The following is a 21,978-nucleotide window of genomic DNA, read 5'->3' as shown; positions in this document are numbered from 1 at the left end:
CTCTAGTGAATTTCACTAGGGATTTTTTTGTTTAAATAATTTAGACCTCCACTATATTGAATTTAATATAGAAGATGGAAGTCAAAGGGAATTGAAGATGGCCTCAAATACTTGGCAGGACAAGATACACGAAATCATATACGAAGCAGATACTCCTGCTGGCAAACTTTTCGACCTAGCTCTTATTGCTAGTATTATTCTTTCTGTTATTGCAATTATGCTTGATAGCATCCCATCAATCAATGCCGTCCATGGCACACTTCTTTATAAAATCGAATGGGCCTTCACTATTGCCTTTACGATAGAATACATATTACGAATAGTCTGTATTAAACGACCTAAATCATATATCTTTAGTTTCCTAGGCATTATTGACCTACTGTCGATCCTACCAACTTATCTTGGCCTTCTAATCACGGGGCAAGGTCATTACCTAGCCATTGTGAGATTACTGCGAGTACTGCGCATTTTTCGGATTTTAAAACTGGCTCAATACTTAAAAGAAGCCAGTATATTGGTCACTGCCTTACACGCTAGTAAAAGGAAGATATTTGTTTTCTTTTGTACTGTCATTGTATTAGTAACTATACTTGGCTCTATCATGTATATCGTTGAAAGCCCCACTAACCCTGTATTCAAAAGTATACCCCATAGTATTTATTGGGCCATTGTAACCATCACAACTGTTGGCTACGGTGACATGGCCCCTATAACAAATCTAGGACGATTCATTGCATCGATCGTCATGCTCTTAGGTTATGCGATCATCGCAGTCCCAAGTGGAATTGTCACTTCCGAACTTACACAAGCTGTCAAAAACCAGTTCACAAACACCAAATCATGCCCCAACTGTGCCCATGATTCTCATGAACACGACGCTATTCACTGTAAGGTTTGTGGACATAAGTTATGAAAAAACTGCTTGTGATTGGTTCTGTTTGGCCAGAACCTACTTCCTCAGCAGCAGGCCGCAGAATGCTAGAGATCATCGAACTCTTTCAAGATATGCAGTATCAAGTTACCTTTGCAAGTCATGCAAACCCAAGTGATAACGCTATTGATTTTTGCGAATATGCAATTGATCAAAAACAGATAGAACTCAACTCATCTAGCTTTGATTCTTTTATAAAAGGACTCTCTCCAAGAGTCGTTATGTTTGATCGTTTCATGACTGAAGAACAGTATTCTTGGCGAGTTCACGAACAGTGCCCTAATGCAATCAAAATCCTAGACACTGAGGACCTACACTGTTTGCGCTACGCGCGCGAAGAAGCTTTTAATCAGAATATAGATTTTAATGCAGAATCACTACTCAAATCCGAATTGAGTTTACGCGAAATTTCTTCTATACTGCGTTGCGATTTAAGTATAATGATTTCAGAGTACGAAGTCGAACTCTTGAAAAACATTTTTAAAGTCCCTGAGAGCATCATTCATTATCTGCCCTTTTTACTTAAGCAATCACCCAAACTCTCAAACCTCAACTACGAAGAGCGCCAAGATTTCATAAGTATTGGTAACTTCTTACATAAGCCGAATTGGGACTCCGTCAGGAACCTAAAGGAAAATATATGGCCACTCATTCGCAAAGAGCTTCCCGAGGCTAAAATGAAAATATATGGTGCCTACACTCCTCCTAAAGCAGAGCAACTTCACAATGAAAAAGAAGGTTTCTTAGTATTAGGCAAGGCTCTAGACGCCAAAGCCGTTATGCAATCGGCACGACTATGCCTCGCCCCTTTACGTTTTGGAGCTGGCCTAAAAGGGAAATTACTCGAAGCGATGGAATGTGGAACACCAAGTATCACTAGTAAGATCGGAGCTGAAGCAATGAAGGGGATTCTACCTTGGTCAGGTGCAATCTGTGACCATGCCGAAGAATTTGCGAAGTCCGCAATTGAAATCTACTCGAACAAATCGACTTGGATTGAAAAACAAAAGGATGGATACACAATTTTAAATAATAGGTTCCAGAAAGAACTTTTCGCAGAAGGCTTTTACGAGAAAATTAAAAAAATTGAGACAGATATCGAAGCACACCGCAGCGGCAACTTTCTAGGTCAAGTCCTCAAGCACAATAGTCATCGTAGCACAAAATTCATGAGCAAATGGATTGAAGCTAAGAATCAATCCAAAACTAATGTTTGAGAAGTCACATGACCACCACGAGAAACTTTAAAAAACACTAGTGAATTACCCTTAGTTTCGGTCGAGCCTAGAGTACCTCCGCGACTCGTTAAACTTATTGTGCCACTTTGAACAATCGCCAAGTGATAGTTCTTAGGAATAGCAGACCAGGTACGCACATCGGCTTGGGTTGAAGCTGCCTGTAGCAAACCTACAAAAAAAGCAGTAGTATGGCCTTTGGCTCTACCTATTTGGTACTGAGCAATAGTTTTTATTGCCATCGACACTAAAGCCTTTGTAAGAATCCCTGGAAGCGCACGACTGTATTCTGCCTCAATAATTTTATCCATATCGGCAATCATATCGACATTTTCTCCATTAACGACAAACTGATTATAAGCTGCTGGAATGGTTTGGAGCTTTGGAATGGCAATACTCACAATGGATAAATTATCCATTTCTCTGATTAAACCAGAAAATATTCCTATTGGAAAATCCAAGCGCCACTCAACCCTTCTAGGCATTTGACCATTTTCGACGACAACCCAAGTCCATGGATCTTGTGGATTCAGTTCTTTTTGAAGATGTTTTGATTTTGTCATAGCCAGTAGACGATTTTGCGTTTGTCGCAAACGCTCTGCATCACTCACATCACCTTTGTGCTTAAGGTAGATAACTTCCATTAGGTTCACTAAGGGATTAACGTAATCGGCGTAGGCTTCAAGCCCACTTAAACGCTGAATTTCGGGCTTAGCCATAACCTTTGAAACATCAATTCTAAAACCTTTTTTGCTGGCAGCTTCCTCTTGTTCTTTAATTTCTTCGGCATAAAAGTCCGTCGCACGTCTTTGGCGATCATAAGCGCGATTTAGTTCAACCCGCGCTAAATCCCACTCCTTGAGAAACATAAAGTTGAGAGCTTTGTAAGTATTGATGAGGATGCCGTCGTACATTTCCCCCTTATAAGCCACTGCATTATCATTGACTAATATCTTCGCCAAAGTGCCCATACGATCTGCAGCATTGCTTTTTCGGCGTGCCGCGATAAACATATCTTCTGCGTTATCAAAGAGCGTGTTACTCTCTTGATGCTGCCCCGCAGCTGTGCTGGCCGCTGCCGCTTGTAAAGTCCACAAAAGATCTTTGCCTTCTTTTTGAGCGACAGCCTTAGCAGCTTCATAATCCCCACTCGACATCTCTTTATCGAATTTATCTAACTTCCCACTCATGCAGCCAGTGAGAAGAAAAAGGGTAGATAAGAAATAAAAAATATTTTTCATAAAAAAAAATAAAAGCTGCGCCTTAGTGCAGCTCTTTAAATGACTACCAAGTTGCAGACTTCCCGCTACCGCGTTTACCCATGGTCACTTCATCTTCCCAGATGGCTAAACCTGTTTTTAAATCTGTCATCATTAAAGTGAAGTAGTATTCTACTTGTTGATCACCATTATCAAGCTTGATATTTCTTTGGAAAATTTTACCCGCTAAACTTAGCTCTGGAGCGACTAATTGACCTTGTTCTTGTACTGTCTCTTGGTTGAACTCGGCCGATTCACGCAATTTACGAGCTTCAATATTCATGGCATCCTGTTGAGTTCCTACAGCAGTAGTCATGATGCATTTCCCGGAGTTGAGTAAATCTCTACGAATCTTAGCTGTGAGCTGTGAGGTATCAATTCTCTGCATAGTATCATTTTTAATTGTACTTAGTGCAACGACGAAACGCGAACCATCTTTTTTGTTAAGCGCATTTGAGTTTAACATTGACTTGATCATTGTGTCTGCAGCTTTAGTAAAATCACGATGGTCTAAAGCCATAACTGCATCAGCTCTATCATCATTCATATCGATGTTTTTTGTATCCGGCCCACATGAAGCGAGAACCGCACCAACTAAAATTAACATTGCATATTTCATATATATCTTCCCTTATTTATAATATAGTGTTTAACAGTAGTCCGAACATAAATTGAAAACAAGTGAATCCGATGCGACTAGATTAGAAAAACAGAGTATTTTAATCTTTTCAAAACTCCGTCAATCAATTATAGTCTGAGACAATCAATTAATTCAAAAGCGCACTAAACAATGCTAAAAAACCTCTACATTAAGAATATTGCCCTCGTCGACCAACAAAACATCGATTTTGATCAAGGTCTCAATATCATAACGGGTGAAACTGGCGCCGGCAAATCAGTCATCATGGGGTCTATGCGCTTGCTTATGGGCCAAAGAGCTGAAAAGAGCCTCATTAGAAGCGGGGAACAAAAAGCTGAAATTAGTGCCATACTCGAAATCCCTAGTGAAATACAAGAGAAAATACTCTCCGTCCTCGAAGAGCAGGAAATTGAGATAGAAGAAAAAAATGAACTGATTCTAAGACGAGTCATCAGCCAAAGCAATAGTAGGAATTTCATTAACTCCACTCCTGTCCCCCTACAAGTTCTTAAGCAAATCGGCGAACAATTTATCGATATTTTCTCCGCTGGTGAACAGCACAGCCTAGCCGACAGTTCCCAACAACTATCTATCCTGGATAGGTTCATGGGAGGAACAAATGAACTCAAAAATACAAAAAAGGCTTTTGCCACTTGGAAAGCTCTTCGGCAGAAGCTCGAAGAAATGGCACAGCAGTTTCCATCTAAAGGGGAATTAGAAATTTTACGTTTCCAACACAACGAGATAATTGAAGCTAAACTTAAGGCCGATGAAGAAGCAACACTTTACGATCAATACTCAAGCGCTGCTTCTGGCCAAGAAAGAATGGAACTCGCCCAACAACTCAGTTATTCTTTCGAAAATGAGCATAATACTGGAACCATTAGCTCCCTTAGATTGTGCTTAGCCAATGCCCAAGATTTAGCTCGTCTAGATAAAAAATCCGGAAGCGAATTTGCTGAAAGAATCGAATCCCTGCTTGCTGAACTCTGTGACATGCATATGGATTTCGAAAACTACACGAGCGAGATTGTACTTGACCCGAAAGAGTTAGAATATCTAGAAGAAAGAATGCAGACATATAACTCGATCAAACGCAAGTACGGAACAGAACTCGAAGAAGTATTAAATTACCTCAAAGAGATCACTGAAAAAATTGATCTCGCAGATAATTTCGACTCCGAGTACAGCAAACTCGAAGAAGAGATTGCACAAGCAAAAAAATCATTTCTTGACAATGCTAAAAAACTCCGCCTTAAACGAAAAAAAGCAGCCAAAAATTTAGCTATCGACATCTCGACTGAACTCAAAGAACTCGAATTCCTTAATTCTGAGTTTGATATTCAAGTCAAAGATAATAAAGCATCTTCCAAAGGCATCGACTTGATCGAGTTCAGATTCTCCCCAAACAAAGGCGAGCCCGCTAAACTACTGAGCGACATTGCATCCAGCGGTGAAATCTCTCGAGTCATGCTTGCCGTAAAAAGTATTTTAGCCAAAGTCGACTCAATACCCATGCTAATTTTTGATGAAATTGATGCCAATATCGGAGGCATTACTGCTTCGAAAGTAGCACATAAATTAAAAAAATTAGGACAAAATCGACAGCTATTCTGCGTTACACACTTGCCCCAAGTTGCTGCTGCAGGGGATTTTCATTACCTTGTACAAAAATCTGAAATCAAGCAACGAAGTGTCAGCTCCATAAGCTCCCTCGAACAAGATGAAAAAACTCAAGAAATTGGACGTATGCTTGGGGGAGAAAGTAACAGTAAGCTCGTTTATGAACATGCCAAAGAACTTCAAGCTTCTTTCAAAAAGTAAGCAATAAGCCCCTAAGAAAATAAATTTTCTTTTTTGAATTCGAGAAAATTAATTGATTTTTGGCTCAATGAGCTATTGTGACGCAATAAACAAGAGCGAAAACATGATAAATATTGTACCCATCGACACATACGACCGTAACCTAATCTCCAGTGAGATATTAACACAACTGGAGCAATGTGATTTTTTTGGTAGAATCCCAGAAAAATCGTCGATTCTTCTCAAACCGAATTTTGTCATGCCTTCACCAGTGGGCGACTCCTCTTGCACACAACCTAATTTCTACATGGCAATAGCTCAAATATTTCTTGATAAGGGTTTTAAGGTAGGCATCGGCGAGTCTCCAGCCTTCGGCTCATGCAAAAAAGCACTCAAGACACATGGCGTCTATGATGAAGCTATTGAAAAAGGCATTGAAGTCGTGGAATTCTCGAATAATCAAGACTATCCAGGTCTTAAGCATCAAGGCCCCTACTCTACCCTTAGTATTTGTAAGGAACTTAAGGAATGGGATTTCCTGATTAATTTACCAAAGCTTAAAGTTCACCAACAAATGCATTTTACAGGCGCATGTAAAAACCTCTATGGATGCGTTGCAGGCAAGAAAAAAATCCTTTTGCATAACCTCTGTAAAAATGAGCCTGTGAAGTTCGCTGAAATGATTCTGGCTAATGCGCGCAAAGCTCAAGCGATCCTCCATATTGCCGACGGAATCGAAGCTATGCACATCAAGGGACCAAGAGGCGGAGAGAGTCACCCTTTTGGGAAAATCATCATTAGTGACAACCCACTTCAGCTCGACTACGTTTTTGCGACAATGGCAAATTATAAGCTTAAGGAAACACCTTTATTTGCGGCTCTCCCAGATGAAATTTTTAGAGACATCGAAAAGTCTTGTGATGAGGCTTTAAGTAGCCCCAACTTTTCTCATGCTGAGAACTTTATCCATAGTTACATAAACGATATAAGTTTTAGTCCTCCAAAACTCATTCGCTCTGCTTTTAGATCCATGAAATTTAAACTTTCAGGAAAAATCTAAGAATGAGAATTTCACTCCTAACACTCAGCCTTGTGATTACGCTATCTACAACGAGTTCTTGTTCATGGATTGACAGAAAACTAGCGCAATCTAATGGGGAATATTATCAAACCTTTAATTGCAACAAAGAACTTGCCGTCATTTCAACAAAACAAATCATACAAGAGATGCGCTATTCAGGCGTGATCGTCAACGAAGACGGAAATCACACCGAAATTTGGTTTAAAATAAGCAAAGACCAGCGTGCAAGAGTACGATTCACTCAACATTATTTCTGGGATACAATTATTTCCTATTACGTAACGCCAAATGGTAACGAGGAGCTTTCTGATCAATTCTACACAAAACTCCACAAAAAAATTTTTGGCACAAAAATGGAAGATTCATGAATCAAAATTGGCTTTTAGAACTCGCAAAAATCATGGCACAACTTAGAGCGCCTAATGGATGCCCATGGGATCGAGAACAAGATCACGACACACTGAAAAAATACCTCATCGAAGAATGCTCTGAAGTTCTCGATGCAATCGATAACAAAGACCCAGACGAATTGAAAGATGAGTTAGGTGATTTGCTTATGAATATTTTCTTTCATGCTCAAATTGCGCAAGAGAACAAGCAATTTTCTATTCACGATGTTGCCCAAAACATCTCCGAAAAAATGATTCGTCGACATCCACACGTTTTCGCTGACGAAAATGCTGAACACTCAGAAGATGTGGATCGAATCTGGCAAGAAGTCAAAGAGAAAGAAAAGGGCAAAAAAGACTCCGTTTTAGATGGCATACCTAAACACCTTCCCAATTTGCGAAAAGCGCAAACCATACAAAAACGCGCCGCAAAAGTGGGTTTTGATTGGGAAGACTGGCGAGGAAGTTTCGACAAAATCCAAGAAGAACTCAATGAGCTTAAAATAGAAATTGAAAACAATGAGCTCAATAAAGCCAAAGAAGAATTTGGCGACCTGATGTTTTCTATGACCAACCTCGCGAGGAGCCTCAAATTTGAAGCCGATGAAGCGCTTCAATTTGCCAATAACAAATTTGATCAACGCTTTCGAAAAGTTGAACGCGTCGTAAAAGATTCTGACAAAGAATGGAAAGAATACACCTTAGAAGAACTCGACAAAATCTGGGATCAAATCAAGGTGGAAAATGTTTAAAAATAATTATATAGCTGAATTGTTTCAGAGAAATGAACTAGGTGATTTCCAACAACTTTGGGATAAGAAAGTCGAGTGGTTTGAAGCTCCAAATGAAGGGAAGAATAAGAATAGCTGGAGTGGTGTTTCAAAAATAAGCTTAGAAGGCCAAGATTTTTTCATTAAAAAACAGAAGAACTATACAAAGGCCAACTTTTTTCACCCCTTGGGTGAAAACCTCGCTCACAAAGAATTCAAAAATATCTGTTTATTTAAAAAGTTCGACATCCCTAGCTTAGATGCTGCTTTTTTTGGAATGCAAAAAAAGAATGGCAATCACTATGCCATATTGATTACCAAGTCTCTCTCAGACTACCTCCCTTTAAATGTAGTTGAGCAAAAATTAAAACTTGATCAAATAAACCAAAAGCAAAAAAGAAATATTGTTTATCACTGTGCTCAATTAGTTGCTAAAGCTCACGATAAAAAAATAAAAATTCAAAGCCTCTACTCCAAGCACATCTTTGTTCATAAGTCTTTATTTAATGTGCAATTCACTGGAGACAATGATTTGCCTTGTAAATTCATTGATTTAGAACGAGCCAGAATTAGTTATTTAGATCGCAATAGCTCTTTAAAGGATATAGCGATCTTTAATCGTCGTACAAAAAACTGGAGCAAAAGTGATAGGCTTTATTTCCTAATCCATTATTTAGGCGAAAAAAAAGCCACGCAAAAAGTGCGTGACTATATTTCAAAACTAAATTCAATTAAGAAATAATTATATACTCAATTCTGCTAACACAGCTTCGGCTGCAGCGACGGGGTCAGCTGCTTTCATAATTGGGCGACCTACTACAATATAATCGGCGCCTAGATCAGATGCTTGCTTTGGAGTCATAATGCGCTTCTGATCATCTACGGAACTACCTTTGGGGCGAATACCTGGCACAACCACTTTAAATTCCGAACCATAAGCCTTTTTTAGCGCTTCAATTTCTAGCGCTGAACAAACGACGCCATCTGCTCCAGCGTTTTTTGCGAGACCCGCAAAACGAAGTACCGCATCCTCTGGTGTTCCTGCAACTTGAAGTTCATCTAATACTGACTGACCGCTACTTGTTAATACTGTAACAGCTATTAATTCCGCATTAGGGTAGTTGGGACGATTCTTTTCAACGGCAGTACGAATCATTTCACTTCCTCCTGTAGCATGGAAATTAACCATGTCAGCTCCAATGGACAAGGCAGATTTCACTGCTTGAGCCACCGTATTTGGAATGTCGTGAAATTTAAGATCAAGAAAAACTTTAAATCCTTTCTTTTTCAACATCTCTACAATTGCAGGTCCTTCAGCCGTAAACAATTGCTTGCCAACTTTAAACCATTCAACTTTACCACCTAGTTTATCAACAGCTTTTTCAGCTTCTGCTAAAGAATCTACATCTAAAGCCACAATTAATTTAGTCATTACTTCTTTCTCTTTTGTGAATTATCGTCAAAGCTTTCATAATGAGGATCATTGGAAATACCGATCCAATCAACATTATTATAGGAAATTTTGATACTAGGGTTAAATCGCCGACCAGTACTAAGCCATTGATCCCATTTTGTAGACTCATAAGTAAATAAAATAGTATAACAACAAAGGCCATTGGTAAGAGTTCCAACGCTCTCGCAAAAATAATCGATTCGCCAACTAAATTCTGTTCATCCAAACTCTCAAAACTATCAGCCAAACCCCTACAAAAACACGCTAACAAGCGCCCTACAGCCACACCTGCGATACAATTCATGATCAAAAAATAGGTATCTGAGGAATAATCACTATAAAACTTTGAAAAGGGAATGAGACAAGCGCAAAAAACCCATAAGAGCAGTGGATACTGACTCTCTTCATTTTTCGATAAATAAATCCGTGAAAAAGCTGCCTGAATAAGGAGAACTAATACAACTGCTATAAGTGAGTACACTCCCAAGTAAATCGCCTCTACAGAGCTCACGCACAGAATCACAAATACTAATAAAGTACTTTGTAAGTATGATACTAAGTGATTTTTATGCTTATCCACAGTGCGAGATTCTTTCTTTTTGATTTTTGAGAGTTATCTTAAGAGTATTACTAAACCACATTAGACACACATAAAAAATAAGCCAAGTGATTTAAATGAATTTCTTCATAGTCAAAGATAAAAACACCGAACTCGGACCTTATCCCGAAGAGGTTCTAATTGATATGGCCAAAAGTGGCGACATAGATGCCTCTACACTTATTCGCAATTCTTTAATGAAGCGAACACAGGAAGCCAAAAAACTACCTTTTTTAAAAGACGTCGTCAAAGAAGAGAATAAAGCTGAAGACAGTGGCCCCGTTGAGATGAAACCGCTGAACCGAACGGCTAATTCAATAAAATTAGCGATCAAAAAACATCGTTTGACTGCATTCATCATTGATTTAGCCATTATTTACGGCATCATTTATGCACTCGCCTTTGTGCTAAATACTCACCTTGGCGGCCTCAACTTAAGCCCAGACACTGCACAAGCAACCGAAGCTTATGGCAGCTCTATAGCCTACTTAATTTCAGGTATTTACTTTATCTTTGTCCTTTATTACACGATTAACATCGGCTTTTTTGCTCAAACACCCGGCCAGCGCTTTTATGGCATAATGGCTGTAAGCACCGACAATAAGCCTGTCATGCTCCTTAAATCCTTTTTGTATGCCGTTTTCTTCTTCTTGTTTCTACCACTTGAACCCTTTGTAGTTTATATAACAAAGAAGAGTTTACATGAGATATTATCAGGAACTAAAATAGTGAATGTAAGGTTCGGCTAGACAAAAATGTTCTTCTCCATTCTCTCGCGCTATATTATGCGCAGCATGCTTCTCCCTTTTGTTTGTTGTATTTGCGGCTTCATTTTCATCTTCTTCATTGCCAATGTTCAAGATGATCTATCAGATATGCTAAAACTTGATAATACAAAAGATATTATCATCTATTACTTCTTGCTCATACCTGATAAGTTTACGTACATCGCACCGATGTCGTTGCTACTCGCCACTATCTATTGTTTCTCAAGTCTCAACCGTAACCACGAAGTGATTGCAATGAGAAGTGCTGGCCTCTCTTTAACTAAACTCAGTGCCCCCATTTATCTTTTTTCTGTTTTGGTCGGCATTTCACTTTATTTATCGAGTCAGTACCTAGAACCTTATTGTCGACTTAAAACTTTTGAGCTCAATACACGAGCAGAGTCCATGGATCGGAGCCATGAATTTCATATTTTCACTGCCTTTGATGGCAAGCAAAAACGTAAATGGGCAGTCAGCTCAGATGAAGATAATAATTTTTCAGCCATACAAATCTTAGAATATGATGAAAACAATAATTTAACTAGAGAAATCGAAGCGCTATCTGGCGAGTTTAACTCTGAAATAGGATGGAATTTCAAAAATGTAAGCATAGCCGAATTTTCAGAAGATCATCGGATCAAAAAAATTGAAAAACATGATAATTATTTGAGAAATGACATAAAAGATGACCCCATTATACTTAGTAATATTGATGAATTAAAAGGCACTCCTTCAATTGCTCAAATCAAAAGCGAGCTCAACTCTGGGCGTCCTGTCGATACAAAAAGAAAAGCTTTCCTAGAAACACGTCAATATTCCTTAATATTCTCCCCTTTCTCATGCCTCATAGGTGTTTTACTTGGCATACCTTTAGCCACAAGTAGCCAGCGCTCTCCGGGCATGAGTGCTGCATCACGAGCCATTGGTATCATGCTTGTTTATTACATTATAAATAGTGCATTCACTAATCTTGGTCGCAACGACATTCTCCCACCCATGATGGCTGCGGGTATTGGCACATTTATATTCATAAGCTTTGGACTTTTCACAAGCTTAAAGGACTGAACCCATGAGTAAAAAAAACAACTTAAGCAAAGAACAACTAAAATTAGCTCAAGACTTAAAGGTCAAATTAGCTGAACAGCAACTAAAAAACCAATTAAACACGGTAAAAAAATCGAGTAACAAGAGCATCTTTATACTCGCTGGTCTGTTATTAGTTAGTCTAGCTCTAGCTTTATCTTTCTTGGATGGAAGCTCAAAAGTTGCTATCGCTCATCACATAGATAAAAGTGAACTCATTTCTTATGTGGAGAAAGCCAACTTCTCTCCACCATTTTCACAATTACCTACTGACTTAAAAAGCTCTGATGTTTATAGCTTTATCATTGCTCCGAAAGACAATCCAGAAATGCACGAAACCCTAATCTTGCAGAGAGAAAGCCTTATCAAATACGGGCTACCACTTGAAGTTGAAAATCAGTTTGGAATGAAGTTTCGACTTATCCCTCCTGGCCAATTTTTGATGGGCAGTCCACAGAATGAAGTGGGCCGTACCCACACTGAACTTCTCCATGAGAGTGAAATCAAGTACCCCTTCTATTTACAAAAATTTGAAACGACTCAAAAAACCTGGGTCGATGTGCGTAAGCAAAACCCCGCAAAGGAGCCTCGACTCAATTTCCCCATCCAAGATGTGAGTTTTAATGACTGCCTCATCTTTTTCCAAGAACTCAACAAAAAACTGGGACTCGAACAACATAGCTACACCCTCCCTTCAGAAAAAGAATGGGAATACGCCACTCGCGCCGGCTCAAATACCCCTTGGCATTTTGGGGACGACCAATCATTAGCCCCCGCTTATGTAATATCAAAATATAATGTGGATCCACGATATGAAAAAGGTCACCTATTACCAAATGCTTTTGGCCTTTTCAATACTCACGGCAACATGCAAGAGTTTACGCGCTCACCCTTTTTTATCTATGAGTGTAAAGAAAATCAGTATGCCCATTCCTGGGACTTTAAAATATACGATGGTGACCACCCTGAAGACATTGACCTGCCAAGAAATAATTTTAATGTCGAAATCAGAACGAAAGGGAGACAAACAGGCCTTTACTTTCATGATGCTAATGGCGATGGCCTCTGGACAAACAGTGAAATTATTTGGTCCACAAAAGATTCTTTAGATCCCGTTTACAAAAAAAATAGGGACACCTTCATCTGGAGAGGAGACCAAAACAGAGAAACTGACACTTCTACATTCGACCAAATACGTGGCATTAATGGAAACCTTTATTACAACGACAAAAACAATGACTTCACTTGGAATCCTGGCGAAGAAATATGGGGCTACAACGAGTACAAGCGCTATAAAAGTGGCTACCAAATAGTACGTGGTGGTGCTTGGGCTATGGATCTCAAGTACTCCAGAGCTGCCATGCGTTTTACGCATTCTAACAATGACAAAGGTTCCTATTTAGGCATGAGAGCTTCTCGCCCTCTCTATACGATGAAAGAATTGCCTTTAGAACAGCAGTTAAAAAATCGTGAAGCTTGGGATGAGTTTTATAAGTCTATAAATCCAACTGATAATATCTCAGAGACACATAAAGACTCGCAGCAATAAGACTAACAATAGTAACAGGAACACCATAGATCAAAAAGTCTTTAAAAGATATTTTATGACCATTTTTCTCGGCAATACCAATTGCACACATGTTAGCCGCCGCACCAACAGCCGAACCATTACCACCTAAGCAAACACCTAAAGCCAAAGCCCACCAGAGAAGTTCTTCGTGTAGTCGAATTTGGAAGAATTCATGTGTGGACATAAACTGACCGATGATAATTACGGCTGCCGCCGTGAATGATACATTATTCATAATCGCTGCACATATACCGCCAACCCACATAATTGTCAGCATAATCGCTAATGGGTGCCAGTCATTCATATGAACAAGGAGTTCACCTAACTCGGCCATTAAACCAGCTTTTTCTGCTCCTTTCACGAGAATAAATAACCCAATGAAAAAGAATAGAGTTCCCCATTCAATTTTCTCTAAAGCATGGTCCACATTATCACAACAGGCAATCAAACCACAGGTCGCTCCCGCCATGGCAACAACTGAAGGCTCTAAGTGCAACATCCCATGTAATAAGAAGCCAATTAAAGTAAAAATCATAATGAGACCACCTTTACGAAGTTTACTTTTATCCGTGATAGCTTCTTTCTCATTAAAGGCCATAATCCGAGCTCTTTTCTCGATGGTCACCTTCATTTTATCGCGGTAATAGAACCATAAGACAAACATATAAATCAGAAGAGCAACCACAATAAATGGGGACAAATTAACCATAAAGGCACTGAAAGATAGACCTGCATAGGAACCAATAATTAAGTTGGGCGGATCACCAATCAAGGTTGCGGTACCCCCAATATTGGATGCCATCGTCTCACATAATAAAAAAGGGATTGGAGGGACTTCCAATTCAGCAGCAACAACTAATGTCACAGGTGCAATTAATAAAATGGTGGTCACGTTATCTAAAAATGCAGATAAAATCGCCGTTGCAAACACTAAAAGCAACAGCGTATTCAGCGGAGAACCTTTTGCTACTTTTGCTGATTTAATAGCTACATACTGAAATAAACCCGTTTCACTTAGGATATTAACGAGAACCATCATCCCCGCTAAAGTAAATATAACATCGAAATTGATATTTTGAGCGAAAGAATCTAACTGAGAAACCAAAGGTTCACTCGGCTGCACAATTTCTGTAGTCTGACCATTCTGATCTAAACTTGCATCGGCTTTCTTTCCATGACTGGGACCTTCGAGTATAAACAAAAGCATAAGCATAGCACCACCCATGGCAGCTGCACTCTTGTGAACTTTCTCACTTGCAATAACAATATATGTCCCCACAAATATTAGAGTTCCTATCCAGAACATCTACGACCTCAACAAATTATTTATGAGTTCATGCTTGGTAATGATACCTTCAGGCCTCATTGATTCATCTACCACATACAGGCAGTTGACTTGATCTTTAATAAAGCGAATCACAACTTCCATCAATGCCGTCTCACGTTTACAAAATTTTGGTTCATGATCAATAAATTTATCAACGGGTGTCTTATCTTCATTTTTTAAAATTTTGTCAAAGGGTTCAAATTCTGGTAAAAAACTTAGATTATCCATCATTTTTATATAATCAGGCACGGAGCCTTTGAGAATGGAATCGATATTAAAATCTCCAATCAATCTTCCATCCCCATCTACAATAGGAATATGTAAGCGCTTGGTTTGAGCCAGTACATCTATCGCTGAACCCAACATTCCTGATCCCGGCATACAGTCCATTGAGTCACTCATGATATCTTCAGCTGTAATACTATGATTTACCTCAACTTTATCCTTTTGAAAAACGTCCGTAACCTCTTGGGCCGTTGCACATTCAGCGAGCTGGTCACTCACACCTGGATTAGAGAAATAACGTGCCAAAGCCTTAAGAATTAATAAGTAAATTTTGGAAGTTTCTTTAGAAACTAAAAATAAAATAATAATCTTACTTTTTTCTAAATCATGTTCTTGAAGCTTAATTCCTTGCTTGTGAATCCCCAGAACTAAATGAAGATCATTTACTCCTGCCGAACGCGTATGAGGAATAGCGAAACCCGAGTTATAAGGCATTTCAACTAAGCTTTCATGCTCAAGTATATCTTTTAATATATCACGTGGCTCCGCAATATCTTTACATTGCCCCTTAAGTGCTTCTAGCATTTCTAGATACACCATTTCATGACTTTCTGACTGAAGGTCACATAAAATTAATTTTGGATTTAATAAATCTGCAAAATTCATAACGACACTCACCTTAATTTCGGTGATAATTTACATGACTAAAATAGCAAATAAAAGGTTACAAATTCTGAATTTCATAAAAAGAACTCTTTTGTTTACTGAAATCTACACAAAAATGCCTGGCCAGAAAAAAAGCGAACAAAATAAGATGCTTAAAAGAAAAGCTATACATTCGATCAAAAAGCGTTTTCGCGATAAACACACACCCGTAATTAATTGAAATAGAACGACAAATGGCATCATAATCATACTCACAAGCATTATGACTCCAAGGTGTTCAAACGCGGAAAAGACTTGCCAATTTTCACTTTCTAGAACATCTGTTGGAACAAAATAGATTACAAAAAATGCATAAATAACTGAACTGACTAGCATACTAGCTGAGAATAGTGTCGCACTATAGACACAACTCATAAACCTAGGGCGAGAATTTGGCTTCTCTTCTAAAGGATTTTCTAAGTCTTCACTTTTCATCGTTCGTTAACTCAACAAAAAAGGGAGCCTTAGTTCTTGAGGACTGCAATTCTACTTGAAGTGCCTCATAAGCTTTAACAAATTGCTTATCCTTCGGATCTTCAGAATCCACTGTAGAATAATTTGATATTTGCTTGCTCAAATCCTGTTTCTCAGTCGAGTTCAATTCCACTTCGACATCAGGATCTAAACCCTTACCATGGATTATATAACCTCCTGGTGTAAAATATTTCGCAATGGTAAAACGAATACTACCACCATTACTCAACTGCGTAATAACTTGAACTGACCCCTTCCCAAAAGTTTTTTCGCCTACCAAAATACACCTCTCATAATCCCTTAGGCAAGCCGCCGTAACTTCAGAAGCTGACGCACTATCTTCATTGACTAGCACAACCAAAGGAATGTGATCCAGTGATTCATCCGTCATATCTAAAAGATCTTCTCTATCCGCATCTCTACCTTCTTTATAAGCTACTAAAGAGCCATATTCTAAAAAGACTGAACAAATCCCCACTGCGGAGTTCAAATAACCGCCACCATTGAACCTCAAGTCAAGAATCAAGCCCTTCATACCAGCTTCAGTTAATGCACCTATTTTTTTTCTAAATTCACTCGAGGTTGATGCTCCAAATTGAGAAATATACATATACGCAATTTCATCGTCCAACATCTTGGCCAATTTAATTGTGGGAACACTTACATACCCACGCTCTAAGGTCAAAGTCAACTTATCCTCTCCCCTTATTACATGCACATCTAGCTTTGAACCTGGCTCACCTTTTAACTCTCCAACTACACCACGACTATCAAGGCCGACTAGACTAACTTCATTAGCTTGTACTACGTAATCCCCACCTTGAACACCAGCTTTTTCTGCTGGAGAATCTTCATACACCTTCCTTACATAAACACCATCATCTTCAACTCTAAAAAGAATCCCTACCCCAGCAAACTTCCCTTTGAGATCTTCTTCTTGATCTTTATTTTGACTAGGCGTGTAATAGGTCGAATAAGGATCTAAACCTTTAAGCATCCCCTTCAAGGCGCCCTTGGTCAAATCCTCATTCCCAACTTTACTTTCGTCCACATAAGAACTCTTTAATTTATCACTCGCTTCTTCAAGTAAATAAAAATTTTCACTAAACTTAGGGTTCATAGAATTCTTTTTATAATAGTAGTAAGCTCCAAAAGCCAAATTAATCACAGTGACTAATAATAGAAGTTTTTTAATCATATTTATTTTTCAAAACCGTAATCTTCTAGCAAAGTTCCCTGTTCAGCTGCGCCAGTCGCCAACTCGTCAGCTCGATCATTCAGTTCGTGCCCACTATGGCCTTTCACCCATTCGAATTCGACCTCATGTTTAGCGAGTAAGTTTAAAAGATCCTCCCACAAATCAGAATTCTTTGCAGGTTTTTTACTCGCCAATACCCAGCCCCGTGCTTGCCATTTCCAAGGATGACCCCCTTTGACATTGTCTACGATGTACTTGCTATCACTTAGTACTTTCACTTTGCAGCTTTCTTTCAAAGCCTCCAAACCTTTTATAACCGCTAGCATTTCCATACGGTTATTTGTTGTGAGGCGAAATCCCTCCGCAAACTCTTTTCTATATTGATTAAATATTAGAATTGTTCCATATCCTCCGGGCCCTGGGTTCCCTTTGCATGCCCCATCTGTCGCTAATAAAACTTCTTTTTTCATGACACAAAATCGCTACGGCGACTCATAATCAAATCACGTGCTAACTCTCGAAACGACGATAAAATATCTTTGAGCTCATCTTTTTCTCGCCAGGCTAGACCTATTTCTGCTTCCGCAAGAAAATCTGTATTGAGTGCAACTAAACCATGACTTTCTAACAAAAACTTTGGCGGAGTAATCATAAAACCAGCTCCCAAACCAAGCTGAATATATTTTAAAGCTGCAGAAATTGTATTAGTCAAGGCTCCATATACGGGGGCACAACCATGCTTCCTCATCTCTTGCTTGAGCAAGTTCATACTATAACTATCTTCCTGTAAAGCAACCCAACTCATTGAATCTAAACACTGCTCCGACCATTGGAAATTTTGCACCAAAGGACTCTCTTTTTTAACAATCACTCTGTAGGGAATAGTAAGCAAAGTCTCGTTATTAAATTTTTTGCTTCTCGGCAAAGGTTCTGAGGAAATCACCACATCTAGATCCCCACTAATTAAGTCTCTGTATGGGGAGCGCCCTTCAAGCTCGTTAATTACGGGCATCAGTTTAGGATATTTCTTCATTAAATCTGGTAAAATCTGAGGTATATAATGCTCAGCAATGAGCGAAGCACAACCCAAGCGTAAACGTTGCTTATCTAGGTCTCGCAATTCATCTTCTATTGTAGCTAGTTTTTCCATAAACGGAGCCACTACCGCAATAAGAACTCGACCCGCATCTGTTAAACAAAAAGGTCGTCTTTCGAATAGCTTGACCCCTAGATGCTTCTCCAAACTCACAATCTGTTGACTAATTGCGGGTTGTTGAATAGCGTAAGGCATTACTTTTACTGCATTGGAAATTCCCTCTGCTTCAGCAACATAATAGAACAACTCTAAATGATGTAGATTTATATTCATTAACTCGCTTCTCCATGTAATTCTCTGCCTTGAAATAAAAAACATGCCAATGATGAAAAGAAACAAATCATAGTCAACATATAAATAAAAGACCATATAAGATAGGCAGTTGGTATATTAATCTTAATTGCCAGAGCTTCAGCCTGCCAAAAAGACTGCCAATTCGGCAGCATTACATGCATGAGGCGAGCAAAAACATTTCCTTTATCAGCTGCAATCCCAAAGAAGTAATCCGCAGTGGCGCCTCCTAAAAAAACTAAAAACATCATAATAAAGGTTCCTGTAACTCGTAAGCGGGTCATCATTGTTATCGCAACACTACCCATTAATGCTAAAGCAAAACTCAGTATCATAAAACCTATGGCCACTTGCCCATTAAGTCCTTCTTCTCCTTTTGAGTGGCCTGGCAAGAAATGAGCAATGCTAGTCGCTACTATTAATGAAACTAGCAATATCAGCATACTAGATTGACAAAAGTTTCCACCCTTTAGAAAATTGCGTAAAGCTCCCCCTAAATAAGGAAGGACTAAACTCGCAACAATAAGCATTGCGTAAATTCCCCATTCAAGTCTAAACTGGTCTCCTGCACACCTTAAAGAAATCAACAGTTCCATTGAACTGCAGAAACCGTAAAATACCATCAGAGTCATTACACCTAACAATTTACCTAAGACATATTCAACACGGCTTACAGGTTTAGAAAAAATAAAACCCGCTGTTCCTTGAGAAATTTCTTTGCCCATCACACGATCGGCACTAAAAACTGATAATATCAAACCACCCAATAAAATAGTGGCCATGAAATTATCGACAATCATGCGGAACTGCTCTCTAAATACAAACAATGCTGTTACTGGTAAAATAATATTAATTAAAGCCGTAACAAAAAAGATCACTATAATTGCGGGATCTCTTAGGCTTTCTAAAAAAGCTCCACGCGCGATGTGGAATGTATTGTGCAAATTCGCTTGCTACTTCTTTGGCAAAACGATTTGAGGCTCACGGCTTTCTTGTGTACCAATATTGGCTCCACCACGTGCTAAACGATCAAGTTCAGCTTGGAATTTAGCCGCAAGGCCACTAATGCCGAAGAGCTCTTCACACTGAGTCGCAATGATTTTCCAATCTTTATCCGTCAATGCATATGTTTTGATATTGGGGTTGAGTACATCACGATAGTGCTTTGGAATGAATTTCTCTTCCCCCAAAAGCACCACTTGCTTTGGATGTGCGAAGTTGACAAAATTATGAAACTCAGCAGCCAAAACCTTCAATGGCTTCTGAGCTGGCACATCTTTCCTCTGTGCTGGGACAAATAAAACTTCTTTAGCATTTGGACTCGTAATGAAAATCACCGGTTGCTTTGTATGAAATTGCAAAAGATCTGCTAACAAACGTGAATGCAATGAATAACCTGTAACAATCAGTGTACTCACATCACTTTCTTTATTCTCAATTGCTGCTTCAGCTTGTGGGCGTAGAACAAAAAAGAGTGCTAATACGAAAATAGTTGAAACTTTTAATAAATTCCTCATGAAAAAACGAACCTTAAATTTAATCTTTATTTTTCCCTGCCTGCTTGAGGCAAATGCAATTTCAATATAGTGTTGATCCTTGTAAATAAAATCTGAAATCAAGCTCCACAAAGACCTGTATGAAAAAATTCTTCGAAATCCCTCCCAATGGCAAAGCTCGAACAGCCATTTTTATCAGTGGTTCCGGTACCAATGCAGTCAAAATCCTAGAGTTTTGGCAAAAAGACCCCGAAAACTGCAACTTCATCCCCTCCTGCATCGTTACCGATAGACCCGAAAGATGCGCTGCTCGTGACATAGCAAAGCAGTTCAATATCCCGCTTATAGAACATGATATTTTCACATTTTATAAAGAGGCTGGACTCAAGACCATCTCTCTTGCATCAGAAGAAGGACGAATAGCCAGAGAAGCCTGGACCAAAGGGCTAATCACTAAACTCGAACAATTCCCTCTAGAATTTGCGATTTTCGCAGGATTCATTCCACTTTGCAATATCACAGAAAAACTCCCATGCCTCAACGTGCACCCGGGAGACTTAACAGTGGTCGACGACAACAAGCAACGCTTACTAGTTGGCCTACATGCTATCCCCATCGAACTTGCTGTCATCAACAATCTCGATCACATGCGAACTACCGTCATCGTAGCCAGTGCCTATAGCAGCTCAGGGGCAGGCATGGACGAAGGCTCAATCATTGGCCTATCCCCTGAAGTTGACATAGATTTCAAAAACACAGATCTCGAGTCATACAAATCCATTTATGCACAGCGCCAAGGCAAAGCAAAGGACGCTCTTCGTGACATGGCAAACGAAAACCAAGAAGCCCTTAAAGTTGATGGAGATTGGATTGTATTCCCTCCATCAGTCAATGATTTCGCTTCTGGACGCTTTGCAATCGATGAAAAAGGCCAACTCCACCTTGATACCAATGGCAATTATCTACCCATTGAATATATTGAGTACAGTCAAAACCAAAAGGAAATTGTTTTCGCAGAATGAATATCGCCAACAAAATCACAGTGAGCCGTTTCGGCTTAACATTAGTATTTGTCGTGTTAGCTCAGTTTGACTCAAATGCCTTCTTTCGCTGGGCAGCCCTCCTTGTTGCTATCACTGCGGCACTGTCCGACTTCCTAGATGGTTACCTTGCGAGAAAACACAAGCTCATCACTGATTTCGGCAAGCTCATGGATCCCCTTGCTGACAAAATCTTAGTCGCTGCAGCATTTTTTGTTTTGTGTAAAAAGAGCGTAATACCCGATTGGTTTGCCATTATTATTGTGACACGTGAATTTGCAGTAACGGGCTTAAGGCAAATTGCCGCCAGTAAAAACATAATCATCCAAGCCGATAAATTTGGAAAAATAAAAACTGTTTTACAGTTCACCTATCTTGGCATAATTGCTTTATTTTGGACTATCAAAGGCAACACTCAAGTCATCCACAACAAAAACCTATCTACTTTCATCAACATCCTCATGCTTGTTACTGCATATATAACCCTCACTTCGGGTTATAGGTACTTTACCAACAACAAGAATCTATTCAACAAAAATATTTAGGG

At 39.2% G+C, this 21,978-nt stretch carries 23 protein-coding genes; 12 read left to right on the top strand and 11 right to left on the bottom strand.

Annotation, left to right across the window (positions count from 1 at the left end):
* Window positions 1–97 precede the first annotated feature (97 nt).
* Window positions 98–913 carry an ion transporter gene (locus LNTAR_RS03365; protein WP_007277231.1) on the top strand — a complete coding sequence of 272 codons (816 nt, stop codon included), beginning with the start codon at window positions 98–100 and terminating at the stop codon, window positions 911–913.
* Window positions 910–2,148 carry a glycosyltransferase gene (locus LNTAR_RS03360; RefSeq protein ID WP_007277230.1) on the top strand — a complete coding sequence of 413 codons (1,239 nt, stop codon included), beginning with the start codon at window positions 910–912 and terminating at the stop codon, window positions 2,146–2,148. Before LNTAR_RS03365 ends, LNTAR_RS03360 begins: the two co-directional genes overlap by 4 nt.
* On the opposite strand, the gene LNTAR_RS03355 is transcribed toward LNTAR_RS03360, so the two are convergent.
* Complete coding sequence (locus LNTAR_RS03355; protein WP_007277229.1) at window positions 2,127–3,407, bottom strand: COG3014 family protein; 1,281 nt, start codon at window positions 3,405–3,407, stop codon at window positions 2,127–2,129. The genes LNTAR_RS03360 and LNTAR_RS03355 overlap by 22 nt on opposite strands.
* Before the next feature lie 43 nt (window positions 3,408–3,450).
* Window positions 3,451–4,044, bottom strand: a complete 594-nt coding sequence (gene lpoB, locus LNTAR_RS03350) for a penicillin-binding protein activator LpoB (protein ID WP_007277228.1) — start codon at window positions 4,042–4,044, stop codon at window positions 3,451–3,453.
* A 171-nt stretch (window positions 4,045–4,215) separates the two neighbouring features.
* Between lpoB and recN the strand changes: the two genes are divergently transcribed.
* From recN to LNTAR_RS03325, 5 genes are all read left to right on the top strand, one after another.
* Window positions 4,216–5,889: a DNA repair protein RecN gene (gene recN, locus LNTAR_RS03345; protein ID WP_007277227.1), complete on the top strand. Its 1,674-nt coding sequence runs from the start codon at window positions 4,216–4,218 to the stop codon at window positions 5,887–5,889.
* A gap of 103 nt (window positions 5,890–5,992) precedes the next feature.
* Complete coding sequence (locus tag LNTAR_RS03340; RefSeq protein WP_007277226.1) at window positions 5,993–6,928, top strand: DUF362 domain-containing protein; 936 nt, start codon at window positions 5,993–5,995, stop codon at window positions 6,926–6,928.
* Between the two features lie 2 nt (window positions 6,929–6,930).
* A complete protein-coding gene (locus tag LNTAR_RS03335) occupies window positions 6,931–7,317 on the top strand; it encodes a DUF3568 family protein (RefSeq protein ID WP_007277225.1) in 387 nt (128 codons plus the stop codon).
* Window positions 7,314–8,090, top strand: coding sequence for a nucleoside triphosphate pyrophosphohydrolase (gene mazG / locus LNTAR_RS03330; protein ID WP_007277224.1), 777 nt, complete (start codon window positions 7,314–7,316; stop codon window positions 8,088–8,090). Before LNTAR_RS03335 ends, mazG begins: the two co-directional genes overlap by 4 nt.
* Window positions 8,083–8,850 carry a lipopolysaccharide kinase InaA family protein gene (locus LNTAR_RS03325; RefSeq protein ID WP_007277223.1) on the top strand — a complete coding sequence of 256 codons (768 nt, stop codon included), beginning with the start codon at window positions 8,083–8,085 and terminating at the stop codon, window positions 8,848–8,850. Before mazG ends, LNTAR_RS03325 begins: the two co-directional genes overlap by 8 nt.
* Here LNTAR_RS03325 and pyrF read toward each other — a convergent pair whose 3' ends face one another.
* Both pyrF and LNTAR_RS03315 read right to left on the bottom strand, forming a co-directional pair.
* Window positions 8,851–9,540: an orotidine-5'-phosphate decarboxylase gene (gene pyrF, locus LNTAR_RS03320; RefSeq protein ID WP_007277222.1), complete on the bottom strand. Its 690-nt coding sequence runs from the start codon at window positions 9,538–9,540 to the stop codon at window positions 8,851–8,853.
* Window positions 9,533–10,141 carry a hypothetical protein gene (locus tag LNTAR_RS03315; RefSeq protein WP_007277221.1) on the bottom strand — a complete coding sequence of 203 codons (609 nt, stop codon included), beginning with the start codon at window positions 10,139–10,141 and terminating at the stop codon, window positions 9,533–9,535. The genes pyrF and LNTAR_RS03315 overlap by 8 nt, the downstream gene beginning before the upstream one ends.
* A gap of 95 nt (window positions 10,142–10,236) precedes the next feature.
* Between LNTAR_RS03315 and LNTAR_RS03310 the strand changes: the two genes are divergently transcribed.
* Genes LNTAR_RS03310 through LNTAR_RS25065 form a run of 3 tightly spaced genes read left to right on the top strand, consistent with a single transcriptional unit; the run spans window position 10,237 to window position 13,558 of the window.
* Window positions 10,237–10,908 (top strand): RDD family protein, encoded by a 672-nt coding sequence (locus tag LNTAR_RS03310; protein ID WP_007277220.1) that lies wholly within the window; start codon window positions 10,237–10,239, stop codon window positions 10,906–10,908.
* Window positions 10,909–10,914: 6 nt separating this feature from the next.
* The gene (locus LNTAR_RS03305) at window positions 10,915–11,991 is read left to right on the top strand and encodes an LptF/LptG family permease (RefSeq protein WP_007277219.1); all 1,077 of its coding nucleotides are present in this window, start codon (window positions 10,915–10,917) and stop codon (window positions 11,989–11,991) included.
* A 4-nt stretch (window positions 11,992–11,995) separates the two neighbouring features.
* On the top strand, window positions 11,996–13,558 hold the full coding sequence (locus tag LNTAR_RS25065; protein WP_007277218.1) for a formylglycine-generating enzyme family protein: 1,563 nt from the start codon (window positions 11,996–11,998) through the stop codon (window positions 13,556–13,558).
* Here LNTAR_RS25065 and LNTAR_RS03295 read toward each other — a convergent pair.
* From LNTAR_RS03295 to LNTAR_RS03260, 7 genes are all read right to left on the bottom strand, one after another.
* The gene (locus tag LNTAR_RS03295; protein WP_007277217.1) at window positions 13,506–14,858 is read right to left on the bottom strand and encodes an ArsB/NhaD family transporter; all 1,353 of its coding nucleotides are present in this window, start codon (window positions 14,856–14,858) and stop codon (window positions 13,506–13,508) included. The two genes, LNTAR_RS25065 and LNTAR_RS03295, sit on opposite strands and share 53 nt — an antisense overlap.
* A 27-nt stretch (window positions 14,859–14,885) precedes the next feature.
* The gene (locus tag LNTAR_RS03290; protein WP_007277216.1) at window positions 14,886–15,797 is read right to left on the bottom strand and encodes a PTS sugar transporter subunit IIA; all 912 of its coding nucleotides are present in this window, start codon (window positions 15,795–15,797) and stop codon (window positions 14,886–14,888) included.
* Window positions 15,798–16,260: 463 nt separating this feature from the next.
* Window positions 16,261–17,508, bottom strand: a complete 1,248-nt coding sequence (locus tag LNTAR_RS03280) for a S41 family peptidase (RefSeq protein WP_007277214.1) — start codon at window positions 17,506–17,508, stop codon at window positions 16,261–16,263.
* A 2-nt stretch (window positions 17,509–17,510) separates the two neighbouring features.
* Window positions 17,511–17,978 carry a ribonuclease HI gene (rnhA, locus tag LNTAR_RS03275; RefSeq protein WP_007277213.1) on the bottom strand — a complete coding sequence of 156 codons (468 nt, stop codon included), beginning with the start codon at window positions 17,976–17,978 and terminating at the stop codon, window positions 17,511–17,513.
* Window positions 17,975–18,877 (bottom strand): LysR family transcriptional regulator, encoded by a 903-nt coding sequence (locus LNTAR_RS25060; protein ID WP_007277212.1) that lies wholly within the window; start codon window positions 18,875–18,877, stop codon window positions 17,975–17,977. Before LNTAR_RS25060 ends, rnhA begins: the two co-directional genes overlap by 4 nt.
* Window positions 18,877–19,839, bottom strand: coding sequence for an ABC transporter permease subunit (locus LNTAR_RS03265; RefSeq protein ID WP_007277211.1), 963 nt, complete (start codon window positions 19,837–19,839; stop codon window positions 18,877–18,879). The genes LNTAR_RS25060 and LNTAR_RS03265 overlap by 1 nt, the downstream gene beginning before the upstream one ends.
* 9 nt (window positions 19,840–19,848) lie before the next feature.
* Window positions 19,849–20,412 carry a hypothetical protein gene (locus tag LNTAR_RS03260; RefSeq protein ID WP_157473179.1) on the bottom strand — a complete coding sequence of 188 codons (564 nt, stop codon included), beginning with the start codon at window positions 20,410–20,412 and terminating at the stop codon, window positions 19,849–19,851.
* Between the two features lie 119 nt (window positions 20,413–20,531).
* Between LNTAR_RS03260 and LNTAR_RS03255 the strand changes: the two genes are divergently transcribed.
* Both LNTAR_RS03255 and pgsA read left to right on the top strand, forming a co-directional pair.
* Window positions 20,532–21,413, top strand: coding sequence for a formyl transferase (locus LNTAR_RS03255; protein WP_007277209.1), 882 nt, complete (start codon window positions 20,532–20,534; stop codon window positions 21,411–21,413).
* Window positions 21,410–21,976 carry a CDP-diacylglycerol--glycerol-3-phosphate 3-phosphatidyltransferase gene (gene pgsA / locus LNTAR_RS03250; RefSeq protein ID WP_007277208.1) on the top strand — a complete coding sequence of 189 codons (567 nt, stop codon included), beginning with the start codon at window positions 21,410–21,412 and terminating at the stop codon, window positions 21,974–21,976. Before LNTAR_RS03255 ends, pgsA begins: the two co-directional genes overlap by 4 nt.
* The last annotated feature ends 2 nt before the right edge of the window (window positions 21,977–21,978 follow it).

The organism is Lentisphaera araneosa HTCC2155, assembly GCF_000170755.1.
Lineage (GTDB): Bacteria > Verrucomicrobiota > Lentisphaeria > Lentisphaerales > Lentisphaeraceae > Lentisphaera > Lentisphaera araneosa.
This window is presented reverse-complemented; position numbering and strand designations above follow the sequence as displayed.

What these genes read in the sequence shown, in the direction of transcription:
- LNTAR_RS03365 (WP_007277231.1), top strand. Translation starts at nt 98, where the DNA reads ATGGCCTCAAATACTTGGCAGGACAAGATACACGAAATCATATACGAA.
- LNTAR_RS03360 (WP_007277230.1), top strand. Translation starts at nt 910, where the DNA reads ATGAAAAAACTGCTTGTGATTGGTTCTGTTTGGCCAGAACCTACTTCC.
- LNTAR_RS03355 (WP_007277229.1), bottom strand. Translation starts at nt 3,407, where the DNA reads ATGAAAAATATTTTTTATTTCTTATCTACCCTTTTTCTTCTCACTGGC.
- lpoB (WP_007277228.1), bottom strand. Translation starts at nt 4,044, where the DNA reads ATGAAATATGCAATGTTAATTTTAGTTGGTGCGGTTCTCGCTTCATGT.
- recN (WP_007277227.1), top strand. Translation starts at nt 4,216, where the DNA reads ATGCTAAAAAACCTCTACATTAAGAATATTGCCCTCGTCGACCAACAA.
- LNTAR_RS03340 (WP_007277226.1), top strand. Translation starts at nt 5,993, where the DNA reads ATGATAAATATTGTACCCATCGACACATACGACCGTAACCTAATCTCC.
- LNTAR_RS03335 (WP_007277225.1), top strand. Translation starts at nt 6,931, where the DNA reads ATGAGAATTTCACTCCTAACACTCAGCCTTGTGATTACGCTATCTACA.
- mazG (WP_007277224.1), top strand. Translation starts at nt 7,314, where the DNA reads ATGAATCAAAATTGGCTTTTAGAACTCGCAAAAATCATGGCACAACTT.
- LNTAR_RS03325 (WP_007277223.1), top strand. Translation starts at nt 8,083, where the DNA reads ATGTTTAAAAATAATTATATAGCTGAATTGTTTCAGAGAAATGAACTA.
- pyrF (WP_007277222.1), bottom strand. Translation starts at nt 9,540, where the DNA reads ATGACTAAATTAATTGTGGCTTTAGATGTAGATTCTTTAGCAGAAGCT.
- LNTAR_RS03310 (WP_007277220.1), top strand. Translation starts at nt 10,237, where the DNA reads ATGAATTTCTTCATAGTCAAAGATAAAAACACCGAACTCGGACCTTAT.
- LNTAR_RS03305 (WP_007277219.1), top strand. Translation starts at nt 10,915, where the DNA reads ATGTTCTTCTCCATTCTCTCGCGCTATATTATGCGCAGCATGCTTCTC.
- LNTAR_RS25065 (WP_007277218.1), top strand. Translation starts at nt 11,996, where the DNA reads ATGAGTAAAAAAAACAACTTAAGCAAAGAACAACTAAAATTAGCTCAA.
- LNTAR_RS03290 (WP_007277216.1), bottom strand. Translation starts at nt 15,797, where the DNA reads ATGAATTTTGCAGATTTATTAAATCCAAAATTAATTTTATGTGACCTT.
- LNTAR_RS03280 (WP_007277214.1), bottom strand. Translation starts at nt 17,508, where the DNA reads ATGATTAAAAAACTTCTATTATTAGTCACTGTGATTAATTTGGCTTTT.
- rnhA (WP_007277213.1), bottom strand. Translation starts at nt 17,978, where the DNA reads ATGAAAAAAGAAGTTTTATTAGCGACAGATGGGGCATGCAAAGGGAAC.
- LNTAR_RS25060 (WP_007277212.1), bottom strand. Translation starts at nt 18,877, where the DNA reads ATGAATATAAATCTACATCATTTAGAGTTGTTCTATTATGTTGCTGAA.
- LNTAR_RS03260 (WP_157473179.1), bottom strand. Translation starts at nt 20,412, where the DNA reads ATGAGGAATTTATTAAAAGTTTCAACTATTTTCGTATTAGCACTCTTT.
- LNTAR_RS03255 (WP_007277209.1), top strand. Translation starts at nt 20,532, where the DNA reads ATGAAAAAATTCTTCGAAATCCCTCCCAATGGCAAAGCTCGAACAGCC.
- pgsA (WP_007277208.1), top strand. Translation starts at nt 21,410, where the DNA reads ATGAATATCGCCAACAAAATCACAGTGAGCCGTTTCGGCTTAACATTA.